The sequence below is a fragment of the Micromonospora sp. U21 genome, from assembly GCF_018070045.1.
Lineage (GTDB): Bacteria > Actinomycetota > Actinomycetes > Mycobacteriales > Micromonosporaceae > Micromonospora.
The window spans coordinates 90,473-114,104 of sequence record NZ_JAGPYK010000009.1; the positions used below are offsets into that span (position 1 = coordinate 90,473).

General features: G+C 73.0%; 18 protein-coding genes. 11 read left to right on the top strand and 7 right to left on the bottom strand.

Features of this window, described 5'->3' with window-relative positions:
* Positions 1-35: 35 nt before the first annotated feature.
* The 9 genes from KBX63_RS14705 (at position 36) to KBX63_RS14745 (ending at position 10,682) form a co-directional block, all read left to right on the top strand.
* Positions 36-3,404 (top strand): error-prone DNA polymerase, encoded by a 3,369-nt coding sequence (locus KBX63_RS14705; protein WP_210911578.1) that lies wholly within the window; start codon positions 36-38, stop codon positions 3,402-3,404.
* A 95-nt stretch (positions 3,405-3,499) separates the two neighbouring features.
* Positions 3,500-4,849 carry an extracellular solute-binding protein gene (locus tag KBX63_RS14710; protein WP_210911579.1) on the top strand — a complete coding sequence of 450 codons (1,350 nt, stop codon included), beginning with the start codon at positions 3,500-3,502 and terminating at the stop codon, positions 4,847-4,849.
* Between the two features lie 8 nt (positions 4,850-4,857).
* Complete coding sequence (locus tag KBX63_RS14715; protein WP_210911580.1) at positions 4,858-5,805, top strand: carbohydrate ABC transporter permease; 948 nt, start codon at positions 4,858-4,860, stop codon at positions 5,803-5,805.
* Positions 5,802-5,978, top strand: a complete 177-nt coding sequence (locus KBX63_RS14720; protein ID WP_159451030.1) for a hypothetical protein — start codon at positions 5,802-5,804, stop codon at positions 5,976-5,978. Before KBX63_RS14715 ends, KBX63_RS14720 begins: the two co-directional genes overlap by 4 nt.
* A complete protein-coding gene (locus KBX63_RS14725; protein WP_210911581.1) occupies positions 5,975-6,898 on the top strand; it encodes a carbohydrate ABC transporter permease in 924 nt (307 codons plus the stop codon). Before KBX63_RS14720 ends, KBX63_RS14725 begins: the two co-directional genes overlap by 4 nt.
* 9 nt (positions 6,899-6,907) lie before the next feature.
* Complete coding sequence (locus KBX63_RS14730; protein WP_210911582.1) at positions 6,908-7,675, top strand: methyltransferase domain-containing protein; 768 nt, start codon at positions 6,908-6,910, stop codon at positions 7,673-7,675.
* Positions 7,672-8,844 carry an alkaline phosphatase family protein gene (locus KBX63_RS14735; protein WP_210911583.1) on the top strand — a complete coding sequence of 391 codons (1,173 nt, stop codon included), beginning with the start codon at positions 7,672-7,674 and terminating at the stop codon, positions 8,842-8,844. The genes KBX63_RS14730 and KBX63_RS14735 overlap by 4 nt, the downstream gene beginning before the upstream one ends.
* A 63-nt stretch (positions 8,845-8,907) precedes the next feature.
* Entirely contained in the window at positions 8,908-10,167 is a 1,260-nt protein-coding gene (locus KBX63_RS14740) for a DNA polymerase IV (protein ID WP_210911584.1), read from the top strand.
* A gap of 116 nt (positions 10,168-10,283) precedes the next feature.
* Positions 10,284-10,682 (top strand): DUF3040 domain-containing protein, encoded by a 399-nt coding sequence (locus KBX63_RS14745; RefSeq protein WP_074313058.1) that lies wholly within the window; start codon positions 10,284-10,286, stop codon positions 10,680-10,682.
* A 336-nt stretch (positions 10,683-11,018) separates the two neighbouring features.
* Here the strand turns inward: KBX63_RS14745 and KBX63_RS14750 are convergent, their stop codons facing one another.
* Genes KBX63_RS14750 through KBX63_RS14760 form a run of 3 tightly spaced genes read right to left on the bottom strand, consistent with a single transcriptional unit; the run spans position 11,019 to position 15,865 of the window.
* Positions 11,019-13,496: a DUF3488 and transglutaminase-like domain-containing protein gene (locus tag KBX63_RS14750; protein ID WP_210911585.1), complete on the bottom strand. Its 2,478-nt coding sequence runs from the start codon at positions 13,494-13,496 to the stop codon at positions 11,019-11,021.
* Between the two features lie 16 nt (positions 13,497-13,512).
* Positions 13,513-14,811, bottom strand: a complete 1,299-nt coding sequence (locus KBX63_RS14755) for a DUF58 domain-containing protein (RefSeq protein ID WP_210911586.1) — start codon at positions 14,809-14,811, stop codon at positions 13,513-13,515.
* Between the two features lies 1 nt (position 14,812).
* On the bottom strand, positions 14,813-15,865 hold the full coding sequence (locus KBX63_RS14760; protein ID WP_210911587.1) for a MoxR family ATPase: 1,053 nt from the start codon (positions 15,863-15,865) through the stop codon (positions 14,813-14,815).
* Positions 15,866-16,266: 401 nt separating this feature from the next.
* Between KBX63_RS14760 and leuS the strand changes: the two genes are divergently transcribed.
* The gene (leuS, locus tag KBX63_RS14765) at positions 16,267-19,107 is read left to right on the top strand and encodes a leucine--tRNA ligase (protein WP_210911588.1); all 2,841 of its coding nucleotides are present in this window, start codon (positions 16,267-16,269) and stop codon (positions 19,105-19,107) included.
* 302 nt (positions 19,108-19,409) lie between these two features.
* On the opposite strand, the gene KBX63_RS14770 is transcribed toward leuS, so the two are convergent.
* From KBX63_RS14770 to KBX63_RS14785, 4 genes are read right to left on the bottom strand one after another with little or no spacing between them, the layout of a single operon-like run.
* Complete coding sequence (locus tag KBX63_RS14770; RefSeq protein ID WP_210911589.1) at positions 19,410-20,186, bottom strand: phosphotransferase; 777 nt, start codon at positions 20,184-20,186, stop codon at positions 19,410-19,412.
* Positions 20,183-20,869, bottom strand: coding sequence for a TVP38/TMEM64 family protein (locus KBX63_RS14775; protein ID WP_210911590.1), 687 nt, complete (start codon positions 20,867-20,869; stop codon positions 20,183-20,185). Before KBX63_RS14775 ends, KBX63_RS14770 begins: the two co-directional genes overlap by 4 nt.
* Positions 20,866-21,585, bottom strand: coding sequence for a type 1 glutamine amidotransferase (locus KBX63_RS14780; protein WP_210911591.1), 720 nt, complete (start codon positions 21,583-21,585; stop codon positions 20,866-20,868). Before KBX63_RS14780 ends, KBX63_RS14775 begins: the two co-directional genes overlap by 4 nt.
* Complete coding sequence (locus KBX63_RS14785) at positions 21,575-22,822, bottom strand: MurT ligase domain-containing protein (RefSeq protein ID WP_210911897.1); 1,248 nt, start codon at positions 22,820-22,822, stop codon at positions 21,575-21,577. Before KBX63_RS14785 ends, KBX63_RS14780 begins: the two co-directional genes overlap by 11 nt.
* A gap of 355 nt (positions 22,823-23,177) precedes the next feature.
* Between KBX63_RS14785 and mraZ the strand changes: the two genes are divergently transcribed.
* Positions 23,178-23,609 (top strand): division/cell wall cluster transcriptional repressor MraZ, encoded by a 432-nt coding sequence (mraZ, locus tag KBX63_RS14790; RefSeq protein WP_210911593.1) that lies wholly within the window; start codon positions 23,178-23,180, stop codon positions 23,607-23,609.
* The last annotated feature ends 23 nt before the right edge of the window (positions 23,610-23,632 follow it).

The window sequence follows — 23,632 nt, forward strand, 5'->3', positions numbered from 1 at the left end:
GCCGTCGGGATCCGGCCACCCGTGGGGGCGGCCGGATGAGCTTCCACAACCCGAAGATGCCCTGGTCGGATCTGGAGCGGGTGCTCTCCGGGCGGGCCGACGACAAGCGGGGGAGCCGGGGTGAGCGGCACCTGCACGTGGTGGATCCGCTCGCCGTGGACGCCGACGGCGGGGACTCCCCGGCCTGGAGCCGCCGGCGCGAGCAGTACCAGCCGCCGGAGCTGGCCCGCCCCGACGGCGTGGTGCCCTACGCGGAGCTGCACGCACACACCAACTTCAGCTTCCTCGACGGCGCCAGTCATCCGGAGGAGTTGGCCGAGGAGGCGGCCCGGCTGGGGCTCACCGCACTCGCCGTCACCGACCACGACGGCTTCTACGGGGTGGTCCGCTTCGCCGAGGCGGCCCGCGCGCTGGCCCTGCCGACCATCTTCGGCGCGGAGCTCTCCCTCGGGCTGCCCGGTCCGCAGAACGGCGAGCCCGACCCGCACGGCGCGCACCTGCTGGTGCTCGCGCACGGTCACGAGGGGTACGCCCGGCTGGCCACCACCATCGCCCGCGCCCAGCTGCGCGGCGGGGAGAAAGGCCGCCCGGTCTACGGGGAGCTGGAGGAGGTCGCCGCCGAGCTGCGCGACCACGTGCTGGTGCTGACCGGCTGCCGCAAGGGGCACGTGCCGGCGGCGCTGCTCACCGAGGGGGTGGACGCGGCGGCCCGCGAGCTGGACCGGCTGACCGCGCTCTTCGGCGCGGAGACGGTGGCGGTGGAGCTGACCGACCACGGCCACCCCGTCGACGCCGACCGCAACGACGCGCTCGCCGACCTGGCCGCCGCGGCCGGGCTGCCGACGGTGGCCAGCAACAACGTGCACTACGCCAGCCCGGGCCGGCGACGGCTGGCCACCACGGTCGCCGCCGTCCGGGCCCGGCGCAGCCTGGACGAGATCGACGGCTGGCTGCCCGCGGCGGCCACCGCCCACCTGCGCAGCGGCGCGGAGATGGCGGCCCGGTTCGCCGCGTATCCGGGCGCGGTGGCCCGGGCCGCCGAGTTCGGCGCCGAGCTGGCCTTCGACCTCCAACTGGTCGCGCCGCAGCTGCCGGCGTACCCGGTGCCGCCGGGGCACACCGAGATGAGCTGGCTGCGGAAACTGACCGCCGACGGGGCACGGGAGCGTTACGGCCCCCCGCAGGCGCACCCGACGGCGTACGCGCAGCTCGACCACGAGCTGAACATGATCGAGGAGCTGGGCTTCCCCGGCTACTTCCTGGTGGTCTACGACATCGTCGCGTTCTGCCGTGAGCAGGACATCTACTGCCAGGGTCGGGGCTCGGCGGCCAACTCGGCGGTCTGCTACGCGTTGCGGATCACCAACGTGGACGCCGTCCGGCACCGCCTGCTCTTCGAGCGCTTCCTCGCCCCGGAGCGGGACGGCCCACCGGACATCGACGTGGACATCGAGTCGGACCGCCGGGAGGAGGTGATCCAGCACGTCTACACCCGCTACGGCCGGGAGCACGCCGCCCAGGTCGCCAACGTCATCTCCTACCGGCCCCGGTCGGCGGTGCGGGACGTGGCCAAGGCGTTCGGCTTCTCACCCGGCCAGCAGGACGCCTGGAGCAAGCAGATCGACCGGTGGGGCTCGGTCGCCACGGTCGACGTCGAGGACATCCCCGAGCAGGTGGTGGAGTACGCCAACGAGTTGCAGACGTTCCCCCGGCACCTGGGCATCCACTCCGGTGGCATGGTGATCTGCGACCGGCCGGTGATCGAGGTCTGTCCGGTGGAGTGGGGGCGGATGCCCGGGCGCAGCGTGCTCCAGTGGGACAAGGACGACTGCGCCGCGGTCGGTCTGGTCAAGTTCGACCTGCTCGGCCTCGGCATGCTCTCCGCGCTGCACTACGGCTACGACATGATCGGGTCCCGGCTCGACCTCGGCGACATGACGCTGGATGACCCGGAGGTCTACGACATGCTCTGCCGGGCGGACTCGGTCGGGGTGTTCCAGGTGGAGAGCCGCGCCCAGATGGCCACCCTCCCCCGGCTCAAGCCCCGCGAGTTCTACGACCTGGTGGTCGAGGTGGCGCTGATCCGGCCCGGCCCGATCCAGGGCGGCTCGGTGCACCCGTTCATCCGGCGCAAGAACGGCCTGGAGCCGGTGACCTTCGCGCACCCACTGATGCGCAACGCGCTGGAGAAGACCCTGGGCGTGCCCCTGTTCCAGGAGCAGCTGATGCAGCTCGCCATCGACCTGGCCGGCTTCGACGCGGCCGAGGCCGACCAACTGCGCCGGGCGATGGGCGCCAAACGCTCGGTCGAGCGGATGACCCGCATCGCCGACCGGCTCTACGCCGGGATGGCCGAGCGGGGCATCACCGGCGAGCTGGCCGAGGACGTCTACCGCAAGCTCACCGCGTTCGCCAGCTACGGCTTTCCGGAGAGCCACGCGATGAGCTTCGCCTACCTGGTCTACGCCAGCTCCTGGCTCAAGCGCTACCACCCGGCGCCGTTCCTGGCCGCGCTGCTGAACGCCCAGCCGATGGGCTTCTACTCCCCACAGACCCTGGTGGACGACGCCCGCCGGCACGGGGTGGAGGTACGCCGCCCGGACATCAACGCCAGCGGGGCGAAGGCGGTGCTGGAGTCCACCCCGGACACCCGGTGGGGCAGCGGTCCGGGGGAGCCGCCGCACGCCTGGGGGTTGGGCGGCCCGGCGGTCCGGCTCGGGCTGTCCGGCGTACGGACCCTCGGCGCCGAGGTGGCCGAGCGGATCGAGGCCGAACGGGCGACCGGTGGGCCGTACCGGGACATGCCGGACCTGGCCCGGCGGGTCGGTCTCACCGCCGCGCAGTTGGAGGCGCTGGCCACCGCGGACGCCTTCGCCTGTTTCGGGCTGACCCGGCGGGAGGCGCTCTGGGCCGCTGGCGCGGCGGCCCAGGACCGGCCGGGTCGGCTGCCCGGCACGGTGACCGGCGCGGCGGCACCCACGCTGCCCGGGATGGAGGCGGTGGACCGGCTGGTCGCCGACGTGTGGGCCACCGGGCTGTCGCCGGAGAGCCATCCGGCCCGGTTCATCCGGGGCCAGCTCGACGTGCTCGGCGCGGTGCCGGTCGCCCGGCTCGGCCGGGTGGAGCCCGGGCAGCGGATCCGGGTCGGCGGCATCGTCACCCACCGGCAGCGCCCGGCGACCGCGGGTGGGGTCACCTTCCTCAATCTGGAGGACGAGACCGGGATGCTCAACGTCACCTGCTCGCCGGGGCTGTGGCAGCGCTACCGGCGGGTGGCCCGGACCAGCGCCGCGCTGGTGGTCCGGGGGCGGCTGGAACGGCACGAGGGGGTGACCAACCTCGTGGCCGACCGGCTGGACGCGATCGAACCGCCGGTCAGTCCCGCGTCCCGTGACTTCCGGTGACCGGCAAGCATCGGCCTCCCATGTTTGGAAATCCGGAGAAGAGGAGAAGTGCAGGTCGCGCGGGCAGGGTGGCCCGCGCGAATCGGGAGGGTCTCATGTCACGGACAGTGCGGGTGACGGCGTTCGCCGGGGTGCTCACCCTGGCGCTCAGCGGGTGCGGGGGAGTCGGCGGCGGCAGCGACGCGGGCGGCGGCACCGCCACCAAGGGCGCGCTCAGCACCATGGGCTTCGGGTTCTCCGACGAGATCGCCAGCACCCGCGTCGACGCCTTCAAGCGGGACCACCCGGACGTCGACCTGAAGGTCACCGAGGGCAGCTTCGACGAGCAGCAGTTCCTCTCCGCGGTCGCCTCGGGCAACCCACCGGACCTGGTCTACATGGACCGCAAGCTGATCGGCACGTACGCCAAGCGCGGCTCGATCCAGCCGCTCACCGACTGTGTCAAGAAGCAGGGCATCAACCTGGAGCAGTACCGGCCGGCGGCCCGCGCCCAGGTCACCCTGGACGGCACCGTCTACGGCATCCCGGAGTTCTCCACCGTCCGGGTGGTCTACCTCAACGAGGGGCTGCTGAAGAAGGCCGGGATGACCGCCGACCAGGTCAACCTGGCCGACTGGGCGGCGCTGCCCGGGCTCAACGCCAAGCTGGCCACGGTGTCCGGCGGCCGGCTCTCCCGGATCGGCATCGACCCGAAGATTCCCGAGTTCCTGCCGATGTGGGCCAAGGCCAACGGTGTCGACATGCTCTCCGCCGACGGCCGCACCGCCAAGCTGGACGACCCCAAGGTGATCGAGGCGCTGACCACCGGGGTGAACCTGATCCAGCAGCAGGGTGGTTGGGGCAGGTTCAAGTCCTTCCGGGACACCTTCGACTTCTTCGGCGCGCAGAACCCGCTGTCCAAGAGCCAGATCGTGGCCTGGCCGATGGAGGAGTGGTTCCTCAACCAGGCCGCCAAGAACAGCCCGGACGCCGAGCTGGTGGTCAAGCCGTTCGTGGACCGGCAGGGCAAGCCGCTGACCCAGTCCGCCGGGCAGGCCTGGGTGATCACCAAGGGCGCGAGGAACCCGGACGCCGCGTGCGCGTTCGTCAAGCAGATGACCGCCACCGACACCTGGATGGCCGCCGCGAAGGCCCGGGCGGACGCCCGCAAGTCCGCCGGCCAGCCGTTCACCGGCGTCTACACCGCCAACGCCGAGGCCGACAAGAGGATCTTCGACGAGCTGTACCAGCCGACCGGTAACAAGCGCTTCGACGACGCGGTGGCCACCATCCGTTCGGTGCAGGACGCCGCTTTCGCGATGCCCGCCTCTCCGGCGGGCGCGGAGTTCGACAAGGCGTACTACGACGCGGTCAACCGGGTGCTCGCCGGCCAGGCGCAGCCCGCGCAGGCGTTGCAGCGGGCCCAGCAGGAGGCCACCGCCGCGCTGGACAAGGCCGCGAAGTAGCCCGCGCGATGGCCACCGTCACCGCTCCCGCTCCGGGCCGGCGCCGTCGTACGCCGCTGGCCCGGCGGGAGGCGCGCTGGGCGTACCTCTTCCTGGCGCCGTGGATCGTCGGGTTCCTGGTCTTCTACGCCGGCCCGATGATCGCCAGCCTCTGGTTGAGCTTCACCGAGTACGACGTGATCAACCCGCCGGAGTACACCGGGCTGGACAACTACCGGGAGCTGATGAGTGACCCGGCGGTGGCCCGCAGCCTGGGCAACACCGTCTACTACGCGGCGCTGCACGTACCGCTGGTGATGCTGATCTCGCTCGGCCTGGCGCTGCTGCTCAAGCGGGTCGGCCGGTTGCAGGGCTTCTTCCGTACCGTCTTCTACCTGCCGGTGATGACCCCGGCGGTGGCGGTCGGCATCCTGTTCCTGCTGTTGCTCAACACTCAGGACGGCCTGATCAACCGGGCGCTCGGCCTGGTCGGGATCGACGGTCCGAGCTGGACCACGGACCCGGGCTGGGTGATGCCCGGCATCATCCTGATGAGCCTGTGGAGCCTCGGCTCCACGGTGATCATCTACCTGGCCGCGTTGCAGAACGTGCCCCGTGACCTGTACGAGGCGGCCGCCATCGACGGCGCCGGCGCCTGGGCCCGGTTCCGGTCGGTCACCCTGCCGATGATCTCGGGCGCGCTGTTCTTCACGCTGATCGTCAACACGATCGCGTCGCTGCAGATGTTCACCGAGGTCTACACCATGTACTTCGGCAACCGCGAGACCCAGAACACGTTCAACAGCGACGCGGCCACCTTCTACGTCATCCACCTGTTCCAGGAGGCTTTCCAGTTCCTGCACATGGGCTTCGCCTCGGCGATGGCCTGGCTCCTCTTCGTGATCATCTTGATCATCACCCTGATACAGGTGAAACTCAGCAACCGGTTCGTGTACTACGAGGGAGAAGACAAGTGACGGGGATGAACGGTCACAACGGCGTGGCCAACGCGCGACGCACCCGGCTGACCGCTGGATGGGTGCCCGAGCAGCACCTCGAGCCGCGCGAGTACCAGCTCACCGACGGCCCGGTCGCCAACGCTCGGCGGTCCCGGGCCGAGGACGACCCGGCGGCTGGGGCCGAGTCGTGACCACCGCCGTCGAGCGGGGCACTGCTCCGCCGGTGCCCGGCATCTCGCCGGCCCGGCCGGCGGTGCCCCGGTCGGCGGCCGGTGAGGGCCGCCCGCCACTCTGGCAGCGGGTGCTCTTCGTGGCGGCGCTGGTGGGCGCCGCGGTGATCTTCATGCTGCCGTTCGTCTGGCTGATCAGCGCCTCGCTGCGCCCCCGGGAGTACGTCTTCGCCCCCGGCTTCCTGCCGGTGCCGTTCACTCCGGAGAACTACGCCGAGGCCTGGCAGGCCGTGCCGCTGCTGACCTGGTTCGGAAACAGCGTGGTGGTCGGCGTCGCCGCCGCCGCGGCGGTGACCCTCTCCAGCGCCTGGGTGGCCTTCGGCTTCGCCTACTTCCGCTTCCCCGGCCGCAACCTGCTCTTCGGGCTGGTCCTGGCGACCATGATGCTGCCGTTCGCGGTCACCATGATCCCGACGTACCTGATCTGGTCGGACCTGGGGTTGACCGACACCCAGGTGCCGCTCTGGGCGGGCAACCTGTTCGGCTCGGCGTTCTACATCTTCCTGCTGCGGCAGTTTCTGCTCTCCCTGTCCCGGGAGTACTTCGAGGCCGCCCGGGTGGACGGGGCGAGCTACCCGCAGCTGTTCTGGAAGATGGCCTTCCCGCTGATCCGACCGGCCCTGCTGGTCGCCTTCGTCTTCGAGTTCAAGGCCAGCTGGACGGACCTGCTCAAGCCGCTGATCTACCTGCGCAACGAGCAGCTCTACACGCTGCCGCGCGGGCTCAAGGTGGTGCTGGACCGGTTCGGCTACGGCGGCGAGCAGCAGTGGGAGATCGTGCTCGCCGGGAGCGTGCTGGCCACCGTACCGATGATCATCCTGTTCTTCCTGGCCCAGCGGCACTTCGTCGAGGGCATCGCCACCACCGGCCGCAAGGGTTGACTGGACCGGGTGACTAGGCTCGACCGGGTGGAGCAGACCCGAGGCCGGTTCACCGGGCCGCCGCTGACCCCCCGTACCGCCGTGATCTGGTCGGTGCTCCGCGCCGAGCTGGACCGGCGCGGCGACGCCGAGCTCACCGTGCTGGACGTGGGCGGCGGCACGGGTGGCTTCGCCGTCCCGCTGGCCCGCGCCGGGCACCGGGTCACCGTGGTCGACGCCAGCCCGGACGCGCTGGCCGCGCTGACCCGCCGGGCCGCCGAGGCCGGGGTGGCCGACCGGATCGCCGCGGTGCAGGGCGACGGGGACGCGCTGGCCGGGCTGGTCGAGCCGGCCGGTGTCGATCTGGTGCTCTGCCACGCCGTGCTGGAGGTGGTCGACGACCCGACGCCGGTGGTGGCCGCGCTGGCCACCGCGCTGCGGCCGGGCGGTGCGGCCAGTGTGCTGGTGGCCGGCCGGGCCGCCGCCGTGCTGGGCCGGGCGATGAACGGTCACCTGGACGTCGCGGCCGCGCTGGCCGCCGACCCGGCCGGCACCGCCGGGCCACGGGACACCCTGCGCCGGCGCTACGACGCCTCCGGCGCCGCCGCGCTGCTCGGCGCCGCCGGGCTGGTGGTCGAGGAGATCCACGGGGTACGCGTGCTGGCCGACCTGCTGCCGGCCGCGGTGGCCGACGGGCAGTCGGCCGCGCTGGTGGAGCTGGAACGGGCGCTGGCCGCCCAACCCCCGTACCGGGATCTGGCCGCCCAGCTGCACCTGTTCGCCCGCCGACCGGCATGACCGCCCTGCCGGGTGGCGCGCCGGCGCCGCTGGCCGTCCTCGGTCCGGCGCACGGCGGCGGTCGCCTCGCTGACGTGCTGCCCAGCGCACTGGCCGTGCTGGGCGTGCCCGGGTCGGCCGACCCGCTCGGACTGGTTCCCGCGCTGACCGGGGTACGCCGGATCGCCGTCCTGCTGGTCGACGGGCTCGGCTGGTATCAACTGCCGGCCGCCGTGCCGTACGCGCCGACCCTCGCCGGGCTCGCCGCGACGGTGGGCCGGCCGCTCATCGCCGGTTTCCCGTCCACCACCCCGACCAGCCTGGTGACCCTCGGCACCGGCGTCGCGCCGGGCGCGCACGGGGTGCTCGGCTTCACCGTGCGGGTGCCCGGAACGGACCGGGTGCTCACCCACACCGACTGGGCCGCCGACCCGCCGCCGCTGCGCTGGCAGCCGGTGCCCACCCAGCTGGAACGGGCCCGCGCCGCCGGGGTGGCGGTGAGCGTGGTGAGCCGGCCGGAGTTCGGTGGCAGCGGGTTGACCCTGGCCGCCAACCGGGGCGGCGACTTCCGGGGCGCCGCCGGCGCGGACGCCGTGGCCGCCACCATCCTGGCCGCGCTGGCCGCCGGCAGCGGACCCACCCTGGTCTCCGGCTACCACGCGGACCTGGACCGGCACGGCCACCTCACCGGCATCGACTCGGCCCCCTGGCGGATCGCCGCCAGCGAGGTGGACGCGCTGCTCGCCCGGTTGGTCGACGGGCTGCCGCCGGACGCGGCGCTGCTGGTGACCGCCGACCACGGCCAGCTCAACGTGCCCGCCACGCACCGCTTCGACCTGGACACCGATCCGCGGCTGCGTGACGGTGTGCGGCTGGTGGCCGGTGAGGCCCGGGTGCGCTACCTGCACGTCGCGCCGGGTGCGGTCGACGACGTGGTGGCCGCCTGGTCGGCGGTGCTCGGCGACGCGGCCCGGGTGCGCACCCGGGACGAGGTGGTGGCCAGCGGCTGGTTCGGGCCGGTGCCCGAGGAGCACCTGGGGCGTATCGGCGATGTGGTGGTGAGCTGCAACGACACGTACGCGGTCATGGCCACCCGCACCGAACGGCCGATGGCGTCCCGGCTGGTGGCGTACCACGGGTCGGACACCGCCGCCGAGCTGACCGTGCCGCTGCTGGTGGTCCGCGGCTGACCGACGGACGGCCCGGCCCCGGCAGCCGCTGGTGATGTCGTACCCCCGGGTTAACCTGCTGGGATGGGCCGCAGCCAGTCGTTGCCCCGGGGCGGCGATCCCCGCTTCGGGCCGGACGCCGACGACTCCGGCAGCCCGATCCTGCACGTCGACATGGACGCCTTCTTCGCCGCCGTCGAGGTGCGGCGCCGGCCCGAGCTACGGGGCCGGCCGGTGGTCGTCGGCGGCGTCGGACCGCGCGGCGTGGTCAGCTCGGCCAGCTACGAGGCCCGCCGCTACGGCGTCCGCAGCGCGATGCCGACCAGCCAGGCCCGGGCCCGCTGCCCGCACGCGGTCTACCTGCCACCGGACTTCACCGCCTACACGCCCGCCTCCCGCGCCGTCATGCAGATCTTCCGGGACGTCACCCCGCTGGTCGAGCCGCTCTCCCTCGACGAGGCGTTCCTCGACGTGACCGGAGCCCGTCGGCTGTTCGGCTCCCCGGCCGCCATCGCCCGGCTGATCCGCCGCCGGGTCGCCGACGAGCAGGGGCTGACCTGCTCGGTCGGGGTGGCGCCGAGCAAGTTCGTGGCCAAGCTGGGGTCCACCCGAGCCAAGCCGGACGGCCTGCTGGTCGTGCCCCCCGGGCAGGTGCTCGACTTCCTGCACCCCCTGCCGGTGGACGCGCTCTGGGGGGTGGGGGAGCGCGCCGCCGAGTCGCTGCGCCGGCTCGGCCTGGCCACCGTCGGCGACCTCGCCGACGCCCCGCTGGGCATGCTCCGCCGCGCGGTGGGTGCGGCGTCCGCGGCGCACCTGCACGAGCTGGCCTGGGGGCGGGACCCGCGCCGGGTCAGCCCCGAGCACGTCGACAAGTCGATCGGCGCCGAGGTGACCTTCGACGCCGACGTGGCCGACCCGGTGGAGATCCGTCGCGCCCTGCTCGCGCTCAGCGCGAAGGTCGGCGTCCGGTTACGCGGCTCCGGGCAGGTGGGGCGCACCGTGACGCTCAAGGTGCGGCTGGCCGACTTCCGCACCGTCAACCGTTCCCGCACACTCGGCGTGCCCACCGACACGGCCCGCGAGATGTTCGACACGGTCTGGGCGCTCTACACCGCGCTGGACCCGGGCGAGCGGATCCGGCTCGTCGGTGTCCGGGTGGAGGGGCTCGCCCCGGCACAGGGTGCGCCCCGACAGCTCACCCTCGGCGCGCCCGAGCGTGGCTGGCGTGAGGCGGAAGCTGCCGCGGACGCCGCCGCTGCCCGATTCGGGCGGTCCGTCATAGGTCCGGCCAGTCTCCTGGGCGACCGTGACCCCCGTCGAAACGAAAATCCACCCCACCCGTAGGTCGTCCCGCTTTCCGACGCGCGACCCCCCTCGTAGACTTGCGGGTAAGCAGCCGGTTGGCTGCCACGGTCTGTCGGCCCGAGTGGGCCCGACCAACGTGACCGGGGAGGAGTGCCGTGCCGCTCTCGGAGCACGAGCAGCGGCTGTTCGAGCAGATCGAGCGGTCGCTTGCCGAGGACCCCAAATTCGCCTCGGCCGTGCGCGCCAGCGATCCGCGCTTCCATGCGCGGCGTCGCCTGCTCGTCGCTGCCGGCGTGATCATCGCTGGCTTGGCTCTACTGGTCTATGGCGCGGTGATCAAGACTCCACCGCTGGCGGTGGCGGGCTTTGTCGTCATGCTGGCCTCGGCCGCGTTCGCGGTGCAGTCGCACCGGCGGGCGCAGTCACCCGACCTGCACGTGGTCGGTGGCACGACCAGTCGTCGCCGTCCCCGTGGCGGCCGATCCGGTCGCCGGCCGTCGATCCTGGACCGCATGGAGGACAGGTGGCGGCAGCGCCCGGAGGGGCACCGCTGAGCCTGTCCCGCCGCTGAGGCGGGCCGTACCCGCGACGAGCGGGTCGCCGGGAACATCCCCGGCGACCGCTGACGTATCCGCGCGCCCGTCGCATGGTGGACGAACGCCGTCCGCTCCGCCGCTCAACGGCCCAGGGCCGCACGCCGACTCCAGCGCTCACCCGCCTCGTCCCGCGCGTCATCTGGCGTCCATGATCACTTGATCTGGGCCGTTCCGTGCGGCCTCCGGCGACCACCCGGCATCAAGTCGATCAGAAGGCACCGTACGGCGGCGAGCACCGGTGGCCCGGGGCGACGGTCCGGTGGACCGCCGCCCCGCGAGCCGGACGGACGTCGCTCAGCGGGCCGCCCGGTCGGCCAGCAGCCGACGCGGATTCCAGCGGAGCAGCCGGTACCGGGCCCGCCCGGTCAGCGCCACCATCCGGCCGGAGGTGTCCGCCAGGGCGGTCCGCCAGCGCAGCAGCACCGACGGCGGCAGCACGGCGGCGAGCAGTCGGGTCCGCCGGCCCGCCCGGGCGGCGAGCGCACCGCGGACCGCGCGCAGTGCCGGCACCAGCGGTTCACCGGTCAGCGGATCCCGCGCGTAGCGGGCCCGCTCCTCAGCCCGGCCGAGCAGCCGCGCCGCGCCGACCGCCGCGGTGTCATCGCTGAACGTCTCCCGGACCAGCCGGTCCGCGGTCCCCCGGGGCGTCTCGGTGCGGTCGACCCGGACCTGGAAGTCCACCAGCGTGTCGAGCAGCTCCGCCCAGGCGGCGTGCGCGTCCGCGCGAGCCCGGTTGGCATCCGGCCCGACCACCACCACACGTGCCCCGTCCACCGTCGCGGCGTCGTTCGATGCGGCGGCCATCGCGGCGCCGGCCGCCCGGCCACCCCGTTGCCGGCGCAGCGCCAGCCGACGCAGGGCCGGCACCGCCAGCAGTGCCAACAGGGCCAGCAGGCCCGCCGTCCACCAGGGCCACACCGGCGGCTGCTCGGCCGGCGTCTCGCCGGCGAGGGAGAGCCCCGAGTCGGTGTCCCGGTCGGCGTTGTCCGGACCGGCCGGGCCGGCCGACGCGTCGGGGCCCGACGGGGTGCCCGGGGTGCCGGGGGCCGTGTCGGCCCGTTCCGGCGCATCGGTGTCCGGTGCCCAGGCCGACCGGGTGGAGCCCGGCACACCGTACGACGGCGTGGCGTCGAACGGCACCCAGCCGACCCCGTCGAAGTAGACCTCGGTCCAGGCGTGCAGGTTGAGGTTGGTCAACGTGTAGGTGTCGCCGTCCCGCTTGCTGCCGTTGGTGAACCCGAACGCCACCCGGGCCGGGATGCCGGCGCTGCGCACCAGCCAGGCCATCGCCGCGGCGTACTGCTGGCAGTAGCCGACCTTGTTGGTCAGGAAGTTGACGATGTCCTCGCCGCTGCTGCCGCTCTCGGTGCTGAGCCGGTAGCTGAACCCGTTGTCCGCCGAGAAGTGCTGGTAGATCGCCAGCACCCGGTCGTAGTCGGTGCGCTTGCCCTGCACCAGGCCCTGGACCAGCTCCTCCACCTCGGGCACCGGCCCGGGCGTGGCGGTCAGCTGCCGGCGTACCGGGTGGTCGGCCGGCAGCGGCTGCGCGGCCCGCAGCGCCGCAGGCGTGTACGTCGAGCGGATGTAGTCGAAGGAGTACTTCCTGCCCCGGGAGTTGTCCCGGTTGGAGAAGACGACCTGCTGGTTGGGGTCGTAGAGCCAGTTGCCGTTGAGGTCCTCGGTGCGCACCGGCTCGGCGTACACCGGCATCAGGGACATGCTCAGGCTCTTGGTGACCTCGACGGTCGCCCGGTAGGGGGTCTGCTGGACGCCCGGGCCGGCCCGCTCGGTCGGGTCCGGCAGGTCCCGGTTGACCGGCCGGCCGCTCGGGTTGCGCGCCTGGAACCCGTTCGGGCGCAGCTCGTCCGCGACCGCGTAGCGCAGGTAGAACGGACTCGGCTCGGACGTGGTCACCTTGACCAGGTCGGCCACCTCGGACTGGTTGAGCTGGCCGGCGAGCGAGGCGAACAGGTCGATCCGGCCCGATGAGCCGCCCGCACCCGCCCGGCCGCTGCCGTTGCCGTTGCCCGTGCCGCCGCCGAGCGTGTCGAGCAGCCCGCCGGTCATGCCCGGCACGGCCAGCGGCAGCGCCACGGCGATGGCCACCCCGACCACCGCGAGCCGACGGCCGGCGGCGGCCAGCGGCGAGGCCTCCCACACGTCGACGTCGCGGCCGTCGCCGGTGAACCGGCGGCCGAACCGGCGGACCCGGTCGACGTTGTCGGTGACCAGCAGCCAGAGGTATCCGGCGGCGCCCACCACGAACGGCACCGGGGGGACGCTGTCGACGTAGACGGCGACCGGCACCGAGTAGATGGCGAGCATCGGCAGCCCGGCCAGCGCGGGCCGGCGCAGACCAACCGCCAGCACATCCACCAGTACGGCCACCCCGCCGACGCCGAGCACCGTGATGAACAGCAGCGGGTCGGTGTCCGGTACCTCCACGCCGTATGAGCGCATGTCCTGCATGGAGCCGGTGAACAGGTCGGCGAAGTGCCCGATCGTGCCCGGCGTGGGCAGGAAGGTGAGCAGCTCCCCGCCGCTGGGGAACAACCAGGTCAGGGCGAGCACCAGGCCGGCCAGCATGCCGAGGACCTGACCCCACAGCGGCGCCCGGACCAGCCGGGTCAGCGCGGCGACCCCGGCCACCACCGCGACCGCGATCGCGGACTGGATGAGCCACGTCCAGGTCTCGAAGATGGCCGACAGCGGCGCGGCGGCGAGAAGGGTGGCGGCGGCCGCCACCGGGCCGATGTTCCGACTGGCGATCATGAGGGGAACCTTCCGTTCATCGCACGCCGCCGGCGACCGTCTCGGCCAGCGCGGCGCGCAGGGCGAACCCCTGGGAGCCCCGGCCGGCCTGCGGCCAGAGCGCCGGCAGTCGGCTGCCGTGGTCGACGCCGACCACCCGCCAGCCGCTGTGCAGCATGGCGAGCACGGCGGCGCCGTGCGCGTGCTCCGCCTCGGCCCGGGCCTTCTCGGGCAGGCTGAGCCAGGTGGAGCTGTTCAGCAGGAAGCCGACGCAGGTGGCGCCGTTGCCCCGCAGGCCGGCCAGCAGCTCGGCCTCGGCCACGCTCACCGCGCCGAACAACCCGATGATCAGCCCACCGTCGGCGCGCTGCCGGACCCGCTGCACCAGGCTGGTCACCTCGGCCCGCTGGTCCAACCGGACCTCGGCGAGGTGGTCGAGCAGCGCCCCGTCGCCGCCGGCCTCCGAGGCGTCCACGTCGGCCCCCGAGCCGGTGACCAGGCGCAGCTTGTAACCGGCCTGCCGCAGGTGCACCGCGATGCTCGCGGCGGCGGAGACGGCCCACTCGAAGCTCGCCGTCGGCCCGTCGCCGCGGTGACCGTACGCGCGGGTGTCCAGCACGACCGTGGCCCGGCTCTCCCAGGGCTGCTCCTCGCGGCGCACCATCAGCTCGCCGGTGCGCGCGGTGGACTTCCAGTGCACCCGGCGCAGGTCGTCGCCGCGCCGGTACTCCCGGGTCGCCGCGTCGTCCTCGCCGTGCACCGCCACCGAGCGCGCCCGGCTGTCGCCGCTGCCCGCGTACTCCCCCGGGAGCCGGACCGACGGCAGCGGAGTGACCTGCGGGATGACCGTCAGGTGGTCGGTGCTGGGAAATGCCCGGCTGAGCTCGCAGAGACCGAACGGGTCGGTCATCCGGACCACCAGCGGGCCCACGTCGTAGCGGCCCCGCACGTCGGCCCGCACGGTGTACGCCACCGAGCTGGCCTGGTGCGCGCCCAGCCGCTCCAGCACCACCCGGGGTCGACTGCCCAGGGCGTACGGCAGCCGGTCCTCCAGCAGCAGGGTGCCGGTCGGCAGCCGGGAGAGGTTCTGCAGGCGCAGCACCACCCGGGAGTTGGCCCCGACCGGGACGCGGTGCGGGTCCAGGGACCGGTTGCAGGCCAGCTTGTAGCGGCTGCGCCCCACGTAGGCCGCGGCCAGCAGTGGCAGGATGCCCAGCAGCACGGCCACCCGGAGCAGGTCCTTCTCGCCCAGGATGCCAGCCGAGATCGCCGCCGCGACCGCGGCGGCCAGGAACGAGCGCCCGCGGGTGGTCAACCCGCGCAGCCCGGCACGCACGTCACGGCCTCCGCGGCTCGTAGGGCGCGCGACCGTTGCCGGTGGCGGGCCGGGTGTCGTAGGGCGAGCGCTGCCGGTCGTGTGGCAACGGCAGTCGGTGCACCAGCTCGGAGACGATCGCGTCCGTGGTGCGTCGGGCCAGCTGCGCGTCGGCGGTCGGGATGATCCGGTGCGCGAGCACCGGCACCGCGAGGGCCTGCAGATCGTCAGGAAGGACGTAGTCGCGCCCCTCGAGGGCGGCGACCGCCCGGGCGGTACGCAGCAGCTGCAGGGTCGCCCGGGGGGACGCGCCCAGACGCAGGTCGGGGGCTTCGCGGGTGGCGGTGACCAGGTCGATGGCGTACTGCTTGACCGCGTCCGCGACGTGCACCTTGCGGACGGTGGCGATGAGCTGCCGGACGATGTCCGCGTCGGAGACCGGCCGCAGCTCGTTCAGCGGGTCCGTGGCGCCGTGCCCGTCGAGCATCGCCAGCTCGGCGCCAGCGTCCGGGTAGCCCATCGCGATCCGGGCGGTGAACCGGTCGCGCTGCGCCTCGGGAAGCGGGTAGGTGCCCTCCATCTCGATCGGGTTCTGGGTGGCGATGACCATGAACGGGGTCTGCAGCTGGTACGTCACGCCGTCGACGGTGACCTGCCGCTCCTCCATGCACTCCAGCAGCGCCGACTGGGTCTTCGGCGAGGCCCGGTTGATCTCGTCGCCGACGACCAGGTTGGCGAACACGGCGCCGGGGCGGAACTCGAAGTCGTGCGTCTCCTGGTTGTAGACGCTGACGCCGGTGACATCGCTGGGCAGCAGGTCGGGGGTGAACTGGATCCGCCGCACCGTGCAGTCGATGGACCGCGCGAGCGCCTTGGCCAGCTTGGTCTTGCCGACGCCGGGGACGTCTTCGATGAGGAGGTGGCCCTCGGCGAGCAGGACGGCCAGGGCCAGCCGCACGGTGGCGGTCTTACCCTCGATGACCTGCTCGATGTTGGCTACGATGGCCTCGCTGGCGGCGCGGAACTCGTCGTGCGGCAGCAAGCCGCCCACCTCGTCCCAGGTCTGTTGTGTCACGGGCCTCCTCCTCGTCGCCGTCACGGCAGCTCTATAGAGAGCACCTGGACCCGCCGTTGGGTTCGCGACGTCGAGCCTCGTTTGCCGCAGAATTCTCACTGGCCTCTCAGGCTAACCATGTTTGTCGTTATCGCCGACCCCCGCAGGTAGTCCGTCGGTTACGCACCGATATTCGCCAAGTCGGGGGATCGGACCTGGCTCGTCCCGGGCACCGCCGGTCCGGCGCGGCGGCGAGGTACACTGCCGACATGGCCGGAGCTTTCCTGCTTCTTACCGGGCCGTGCTGATGCGCTGAACGCGCGACAGCACGGCGGCCCCTCCTGTGCGAGGGGCTTTTTTGTGCCCGTCGCCGGCCCGGCCCGGTGGCGCCGAGACGAAGCGAAGCGAAGCGAGGAGAGACGATGAGTGAGGCAGCCGCACCGGCGGGCGACATTCCCCCGTTCCGGTACACCGCGGCCCTGGCCGACGAGATCGAAATCCGTTGGCAGGACATCTGGGCGCGCGAGGGCACCTTCCACGCCCCGAACCCGACCGGCCCGCTGGCCGACCCGGGCCACCCCCGGGCCGGCGCGGAGAAGCTGTACGTGCTGGACATGTTCCCGTACCCCTCCGGATCGGGCCTGCACGTCGGCCACCCGCTGGGCTACATCGGCACCGACTGCTACGCCCGCTACCAGCGGATGGCCGGCCGCAACGTGCTGCACGCGATGGGCTTCGACGCGTTCGGCCTGCCCGCCGAGCAGTACGCGGTGCAGACCGGCACCCATCCGCGGACCACCACGGTGGCGAACATCGAGCGGTACAAGGCGCAGCTGCGCCGGCTGGGGCTGGCGCACGACGAGCGCCGCTCGGTGGCCACCATCGACACCGACTTCTACCGCTGGACCCAGTGGATCTTCCTGCAGATCTTCAACTCCTGGTACGACCGCGACGCCGGCCGGGCCCGGCCGATCGCCGAGTTGATCGCCGAGTTCGAAGGCGGTAACCGGCCGACCCCGGACGGCCGGGCCTGGGCCGAGCTGAGCGTCGCCGAGCGCCGCCAGGTCGTCGACGACCACCGGCTGGCGTACGTCTCGCAGGCCCCGGTGAACTGGTGCCCGGGGCTGGGCACCGTGCTGGCGAACGAGGAGGTCACCGCCGACGGGCGCTCCGAGCGGGGCAACTTCCCGGTCTTCAAGCGCAACCTGAAGCAGTGGATGATGCGGATCACCGCGTACGGTGACCGGCTGCTGGACGACCTGGACGGCCTGGACTGGCCGGAGCCGATCAAGCACATGCAGCGCAACTGGATCGGTCGCTCCACCGGTGCGCACATCGACTTCCCGACCGCCGGCGCGCCCGTGCGGGTGTTCACGACCCGGCCGGACACCATCTTCGGTGCCACCTACATGGTGCTGGCGCCCGAGCATGAGCTGGTCGACGCGCTGGTGCCGGCCGCCTGGCCGGACGGGACGCGGGACGCCTGGACCGGCGGGCACGCGAGCCCGCGTGCGGCCGTGGAGGCGTACCGCAAGGCGGCGGCGGCCAAGACGGACGTCGAGCGGCAGGCCGACACCAAGGAGAAGACCGGCGTCTTCATCGGGGCGTACGCCACCAACCCGGTCACCGGCGGGCAGATCCCGATCTTCATCGCCGACTACGTGCTGGCCGGCTACGGCACCGGCGCGATCATGGCGGTGCCGGCGCAGGACGAGCGGGACTGGGCGTTCGCCGAGGTCTTCGAGCTGCCCATCGTGCGCACCGTGCAGCCGTCGGAGGGCTTCGACGGCAAGGCGTACACCGGGGACGGCCCGGCGATCAACAGCGCGGCGCCCGAGCGCGGCCTGGATCTGGACGGCCTGGGGGTCGCCGACGCCAAGTCGGCGATCATCGCCTGGCTGGAGGCGAACGGGCACGGCTCCGGCGCGGTGACCTACCGGCTGCGCGACTGGCTGTTCTCCCGGCAGCGCTACTGGGGTGAGCCCTTCCCGATCGTCTACGACGAGACCGGCGCGGCGATCGCCCTGCCGGAGGAGATGCTGCCGGTCGAGCTGCCGGAGGTGGACGACTTCTCGCCGAAGACGTTCGACCCGAACGACGCCGACTCGAACCCGGAGACCCCGCTGTCGCGTCGCCGCGACTGGGTCGAGGTGGAGCTGGACCTGGGTGACGGGCCGAAGCGCTACACCCGGGAGACCAACGTGATGCCGCAGTGGGCCGGCTCCTGCTGGTACGAGCTGCGCTACCTGGACCCGACCAACAGCGAGCGGTTCGTCGACGCCGAGAACGAGCGGTACTGGATGGGCCCGCGCGGCGAGGGCGACTGTGGCGGCACGGACCTGTACGTCGGTGGCGCCGAGCACGCTGTGCTGCACCTGCTGTACGCGCGGTTCTGGCACAAGGTGCTGTTCGACCTGGGGCACGTGTCGTCGATCGAGCCGTTCCGCAAGCTGTTCAACCAGGGCATGATCCAGGCGTACGCGTACACCGACTCGCGCGGCAGCTACGTGCAGGCCGAGGAGGTCGCCGAGCGCGACGGCGCCTACTACCTGGGCGACCTGGTGGTCAACCGCGAGTACGGCAAGATGGGCAAGTCGCTGAAGAACGTGGTGACCCCCGACGACATGTGCGCGGCGTACGGCGCGGACACCTTCCGGGTGTACGAGATGTCGATGGGCCCGCTGGAGGTGTCCCGCCCGTGGGAGACCCGGGCGGTGATCGGCTCGTACCGGTTCCTGCAGCGGGTCTGGCGGGCGGTGGTCGACGAGCAGACCGGCGCGCTGCGGGTCACCGACGAGCCGGCCGACGAGGCGACCCGCCGGCTGCTGCACAAGGTGATCGACGGCGTCCGTGGCGACATGGACGGCATCCGGTTCAACACCGCGATCGCCAAGCTGATCGAGCTGACCAACGGACTGACCCGGCTGTCGGCGACGCCGCGCGAGGTGGCCGAGCCGCTGGTACTGATGGTGGCGCCGTTCGCTCCGCACGTCGCCGAGGAGCTGTGGCGGCGGCTGGGCCACGACACGTCGCTGACGTACGCGGACTTCCCGACGGCTGACCCGGCACTGCTGGTCGTGGACACGGTCACCTATCCGGTGCAGGTCAACGGCAAGGTGCGTGGCCGCATCGAGGTGCCCGCCGACTCGTCCGAGGAGACCGTTCGCGCGGCCGCCCTGGACGCGGTGTCCACCGCCCTGGCCGGCAAGGAGCCTCGCAAGGTCATCGTCGTCCCGGGCCGAGTGGTCTCGGTCGTCGCCTGACGCCCCTGTCGATGAGGGGCGCGCTGGTGAATGACCGGCGTGCGCTACGCGGTGTGACGTCGACGGCGGCGGACGCCGGAACGAGCGTTATGACTCAGAGGCATATTCATACCTCTGAGTCATAACGCTCTCCGGCGCATCTGTCTCCGCGGGCCGCGGCAGGGCGCCCGTCTCCGCGGGCCGCGGCAGGGCGGCGTCTCGGCGGGGCGCGGCAGGCCACCGTCGCCAAGCGCCGCACGCCGCCGCGGGCGACACGCTGGCTCTGCGGCGCGACAGGCCGGCCTTCGAGGCCCGGCACCGCCTCAGGCGGTGAACGCCGCCGTCACGGCATGGCGGTGGGTGAGCAGCCAGTCCTGCCAGCGGCGTACCCCTTCGACCGCGCCCGCGTCGCGTAGCCGGCGCATACCCGGCTCGTCGCGGTCGGCGCCGGCGTCGATGCTCCGCCAGGTGCTCTCGATCTGGAGGAGCATCACGTCCACCAGTTCATCGCGTGGCAGTGCCGGACGCGCGGGTGCGGCGGACGCCGCGTCGTAGGCGTCGCAGAGCACGCGGCAGCGTCGGCCCAGCTCGGTCGGATCGGCGCCCTCGCCCAACGCCGCCCAGTGCCAGCCGGCGAACGCCACGTCCTCGACCCGTCGGCCCGGCCTGGCCAGGTCCCAGTCGAGGAAGGTCACCGGCAGGGGCCCGGCCGGGTAGTCCCGGTACACCGTGTTCTTCGGGGACAGGTCGCGGTGGCACACCGTCTCGGCGTCGCCGGCCAGCGGGGTGCCCGCACACACGTCGTGCAGTCGCCGGATCAGCTCGGCCAGCCGCACCAGCGCCCGGTCGGCGAAGAACGCCGCGTCCTCCCGGTCGCGCCACGGCACCCGACCCGCGACGTAGCTGAGTGTCTGCCGCCCGTGGGCGTCGATTCCCAGGTAACGGGGCGCGAGGTCCGCGCCCACCTCGGCCAGGTGGCGCAGCAGCGCGCCGACGAACTCCAGGTTGGCCGGCGGCGTGCGCCGTACCGTGTCGCCGGCCCGGACCACCTCGGCGACGAAGCCGCCGGCGAGCCGCTGCTCGCCAGGCCCGCCCGTCATCGGCTCAGCACCGAGCGGCGCTGCCGCTCGGCGCGCCACCACTGGGAAATCAGCACCACGCTGGCGATCAGGCCGAGGCTGGCCGGGGCGGCCGCGTACCAGTTGATGTGGCCGGGGGAGCTGACCGCCGCACCGATCGCGGCGTAGCCGAAGGCGGTCGGGGCGGAGGCGATCACGCTGCCGGCCAGGAACGGCAGGACCCGGGCCCCGGTGGTGCCGTAGCCGTAACTGACCAGCCCGAAGCCGGCGATCGGGAGCAGCCGGACGGTGACCACGCCGAGCACGCTCTGCCGGGTGAACCAACCGTCCAGGCGGGCCAGCCGGCCGCGGACCCGCTCGGCGACGAACTCCCGGCCGAGCAACCGGCCGACCGTGAACCCGACCGCCGCCGCCACCAGCGCGGCGCCCAGGGCGTACGCGGCACCCTCCAGCGGACCGAAGATCGCGCCCGCGGCGAGCGTGATGAACGTCCGGGGGACCAACGCGACCAGCAGCAGCGCGCCACCGAGGATCGCCGCCACCGGGGCGAGGTCGCCGAGCCGGTCAGCCAGTTGCGGCAGCCGCGCCGGATCCGGCCGGGGTGCCAGGAGCAACAGCAACGCGCACAGGCCGATCAGCAGCACGAGCAGGGCGAACCGGGCGGCCGACGGCTGCCGGAGCAGCCGCCGGACGGCCCGGATCATGCCCGGGCGGCGGCCACTGCGGTGCGGCGCTCGCTCCGGAGCCGGTCCGACCAGGTGTCGTCCAGCGGCGGGAGCTGGTGCGCGCCGGTGGCCCAGCGCAGCAGCAGGTCGGCCAGGGCCGGGTTGCGGGCCAGTGCGGGCCCGTGCGAATACGTGCCGAGCAGCTTGCCGCGCCAGGCACCCTCGGTGCTGCCGTCGTTGCCGACCCCGGCGGTGATCCGGGCCAGCGGAGCGACCTCCGGGCCGAGGTGGGTGCGACCGCCGTGGTTCTCGAAACCGGTCAGCGCGGGCAGGCCCAGCCGCGGATCGATCTCGCCGGCCAGCTCGCCGACGGCCCGGCTCGGGCCCCGGTCGGACTGCAGGTCGAGCAGCTCCAGGCCGCGGCACTGCACACCCTTGGCGAAGAAGGAGGTGCCGAGCAGTTGGTAGCCGGCGCAGACACCGAACACCACCGAGCCCTGGGCGACCGCCCGGTGCAGGCCGCCGTCCGCGATCAGCCGCTGCGCGCCCAGGGCCTGCGGGCCGTCCTCGCCGCCGCCCACCAGGTAGATGTCGGCGGTCGCGGGCAGCCGCTGGTCGGAGCGGACCTCCAGCACCTCGACCGGCATGCCGCGCTGGCGCGCCCGTCGGGCGAGGATCAGGGCGTTGCCCCGGTCGCCGTAGGTGGAAAGCAGGTCGGGGTAGATCCAGACGATGCGCAGGCTCTCAGTTGACACGGTCCAACTCCGCTCGGATGTCCTGGAACGCGGTGTAGTTCGCGATGACCTCCAGCCGCCCCGGCGGGACCGACCGGATCGCGTCGTCAAATGTGCGCACGTGCTGGAACGACACGTCGTTGACGTCCAGCCGGACCGCCAGGTCGTACGCCCGGTCGCCGGTGATCAGCACCTGCCGGCCGCGCAGCGGGGCGAAGTCGACGTCGAAGAGCCAGGAGGTGTCCAGCCCGTCGGGGTCGCGGGCGTTGATGGCGAGCAGGGTGGGCGCCTCGTCGGCCATGTCGAAGGCCTCCAGCCAGCTGGCCGGGTTCTTGGCCAGCAGCAGCCGGATGTTACGCCCGTCCTTGTCCACCTGCGCGTAGCGGCCGGCCACCGAGGTGACGATGCCGAGTCGGGACACCGCGTCGACCGGGCGGACGCCGAACTCGGCGGCCACGGCCAGCGCGGTCGCCGCGTTGCCGAGGTTGACCTTGCCGGGCAGTTGGAGGGAGACCTTGTGCCAGGCGCCGGTGGGGTCGAGCACGCCCTCGTCCTCGACGACCCACTGCGGCTCCGGTCGGCGCAGCGCGCAGCCGGTGCACCACCACTGGTCGCCGGAGCGCTGGATGGTGGAGCCGCACTCGGGGCAGACCCAGGAGTCGTCGTGCCAGCGCTGGCCGGCGCTGAACCAGGTCACGTGCGGCGGGTTGATGCCGTGGGCGGGGTCGGCCGGCGGAGTGGCGGCCCAGACCACCATGGGGTCGTCGGCGTTGGCCACCACGCGTACGTCGGTGTGCCGGACCAGCGCCGCGCGCCAGAGCTGCGCCATCATGGCGACCTCCTTGGCCCGGTCGAGCTGGTCGCGGGAGAGGTTCAGCAGCGCGACCACGTGCGGCTCGGTCGCCTCCAGCACCTGGGCGAGGTAGTGCTCGTCGACCTCCAGCACCGCGTACGGGGTGCTGCCGGCCTTGGCCAGCGCCGAGGTGTGCCCGCTGGGCATGTTGGCGCCGAAGGAGTTGGTGGCGACCCGGCCGAGCACGCCGACCGCGGCGGCGGCCAGCCGGGTGGTGGTGGTCTTGCCGTTGGTGCCGGAGACGAGCGCGATGGCGCGCCCGGCCGACAGGTGGGCCAGCAGGTCCGGGTCGATCTTCAGCCCGATCCACCCGCCGATCACCGAACCGTCGCCACGGCCGGCCGCCCGGGAGAGCGCCGCGGCGGTCCGGGACACGGAGCTGGCCACCTTGGCCCGTAGGGGCATTTTCGCGTCCGTCACGCGAGCGAGGTTACCGGACCGCCCACCCCACCAGATCGCCGCCGACGGTGAACCGTTCGGTTGTGGTGCGGACGCGGGTGGCCGGGTCGACGTCCACCGGACGGAGTCGATCTATGTCGGAAAGCGGACCACGCCGGGCGGCCGCTGCGGCCCTCCACTCCGCCCCACCCCTTGTGACGTGCGGTTTTGCCCACGGATCCGGCGCGCCACGCGGTCGATTCTGGTTGCAGGTGGAGGGAAGTGGAGTAGAGTGGGGCCCAATGGTGAGGCCGGGAGGGCTCACCGGCCCGGGGGGTCAGCGGCGCCGCGAACGCCGCTTAAGGGCGAGGGGGTAGGGCCGGTGTTTCTCGGCACCCACACTCCGCGCCTGGACGACAAAGGCCGGTTGATCCTTCCGGCCAAGTTCCGGGACGAGCTGGCGGGGGGTGTCGTGGTCACCAAAGGGCAGGATCGCTGTCTCTACGTCTTCCCGACGCCCGAGTTCCAGCGGATCGCGGAGCAGTTGCGCGCGCAGCCGATGACGCACAAGGCGGCCCGGGCCTACAGCCGGGTCTTCTTCGCCAGCGCGCACGACGAGGTGCCGGACAAGCAGGGCCGGGTGACGATCCCGGCCCACCTGCGGGCGTACGCCGCGCTCGACCGCGATCTGGTCGTGATCGGCGCGAGCACGCGGGTCGAGATCTGGGACCGGGTCGCCTGGGAGACCTACCTCGCCGAGAGCGAAGACGACTTCGCCGACATCGAGGAGGGGGTGCTGCCCGGCGGTCTGTAGGGCGGAACGGCGCCCGACGTACT

Excerpts from the sequence above, each read along its gene's own strand:
- KBX63_RS14740 (WP_210911584.1), top strand. The coding sequence starts at position 8,908 with ATGGGCCGCAGCCAGTCGTTGCCCCGGGGCGGCGATCCCCGCTTCGGG.
- KBX63_RS14735 (WP_210911583.1), top strand. The coding sequence starts at position 7,672 with ATGACCGCCCTGCCGGGTGGCGCGCCGGCGCCGCTGGCCGTCCTCGGT.
- KBX63_RS14710 (WP_210911579.1), top strand. The coding sequence starts at position 3,500 with ATGTCACGGACAGTGCGGGTGACGGCGTTCGCCGGGGTGCTCACCCTG.
- KBX63_RS14715 (WP_210911580.1), top strand. The coding sequence starts at position 4,858 with ATGGCCACCGTCACCGCTCCCGCTCCGGGCCGGCGCCGTCGTACGCCG.
- KBX63_RS14750 (WP_210911585.1), bottom strand. The coding sequence starts at position 13,496 with ATGATCGCCAGTCGGAACATCGGCCCGGTGGCGGCCGCCGCCACCCTT.
- KBX63_RS14785 (WP_210911897.1), bottom strand. The coding sequence starts at position 22,822 with ATGCCCCTACGGGCCAAGGTGGCCAGCTCCGTGTCCCGGACCGCCGCG.
- KBX63_RS14775 (WP_210911590.1), bottom strand. The coding sequence starts at position 20,869 with ATGATCCGGGCCGTCCGGCGGCTGCTCCGGCAGCCGTCGGCCGCCCGG.
- KBX63_RS14770 (WP_210911589.1), bottom strand. The coding sequence starts at position 20,186 with ATGACGGGCGGGCCTGGCGAGCAGCGGCTCGCCGGCGGCTTCGTCGCC.
- leuS (WP_210911588.1), top strand. The coding sequence starts at position 16,267 with ATGAGTGAGGCAGCCGCACCGGCGGGCGACATTCCCCCGTTCCGGTAC.
- KBX63_RS14705 (WP_210911578.1), top strand. The coding sequence starts at position 36 with ATGAGCTTCCACAACCCGAAGATGCCCTGGTCGGATCTGGAGCGGGTG.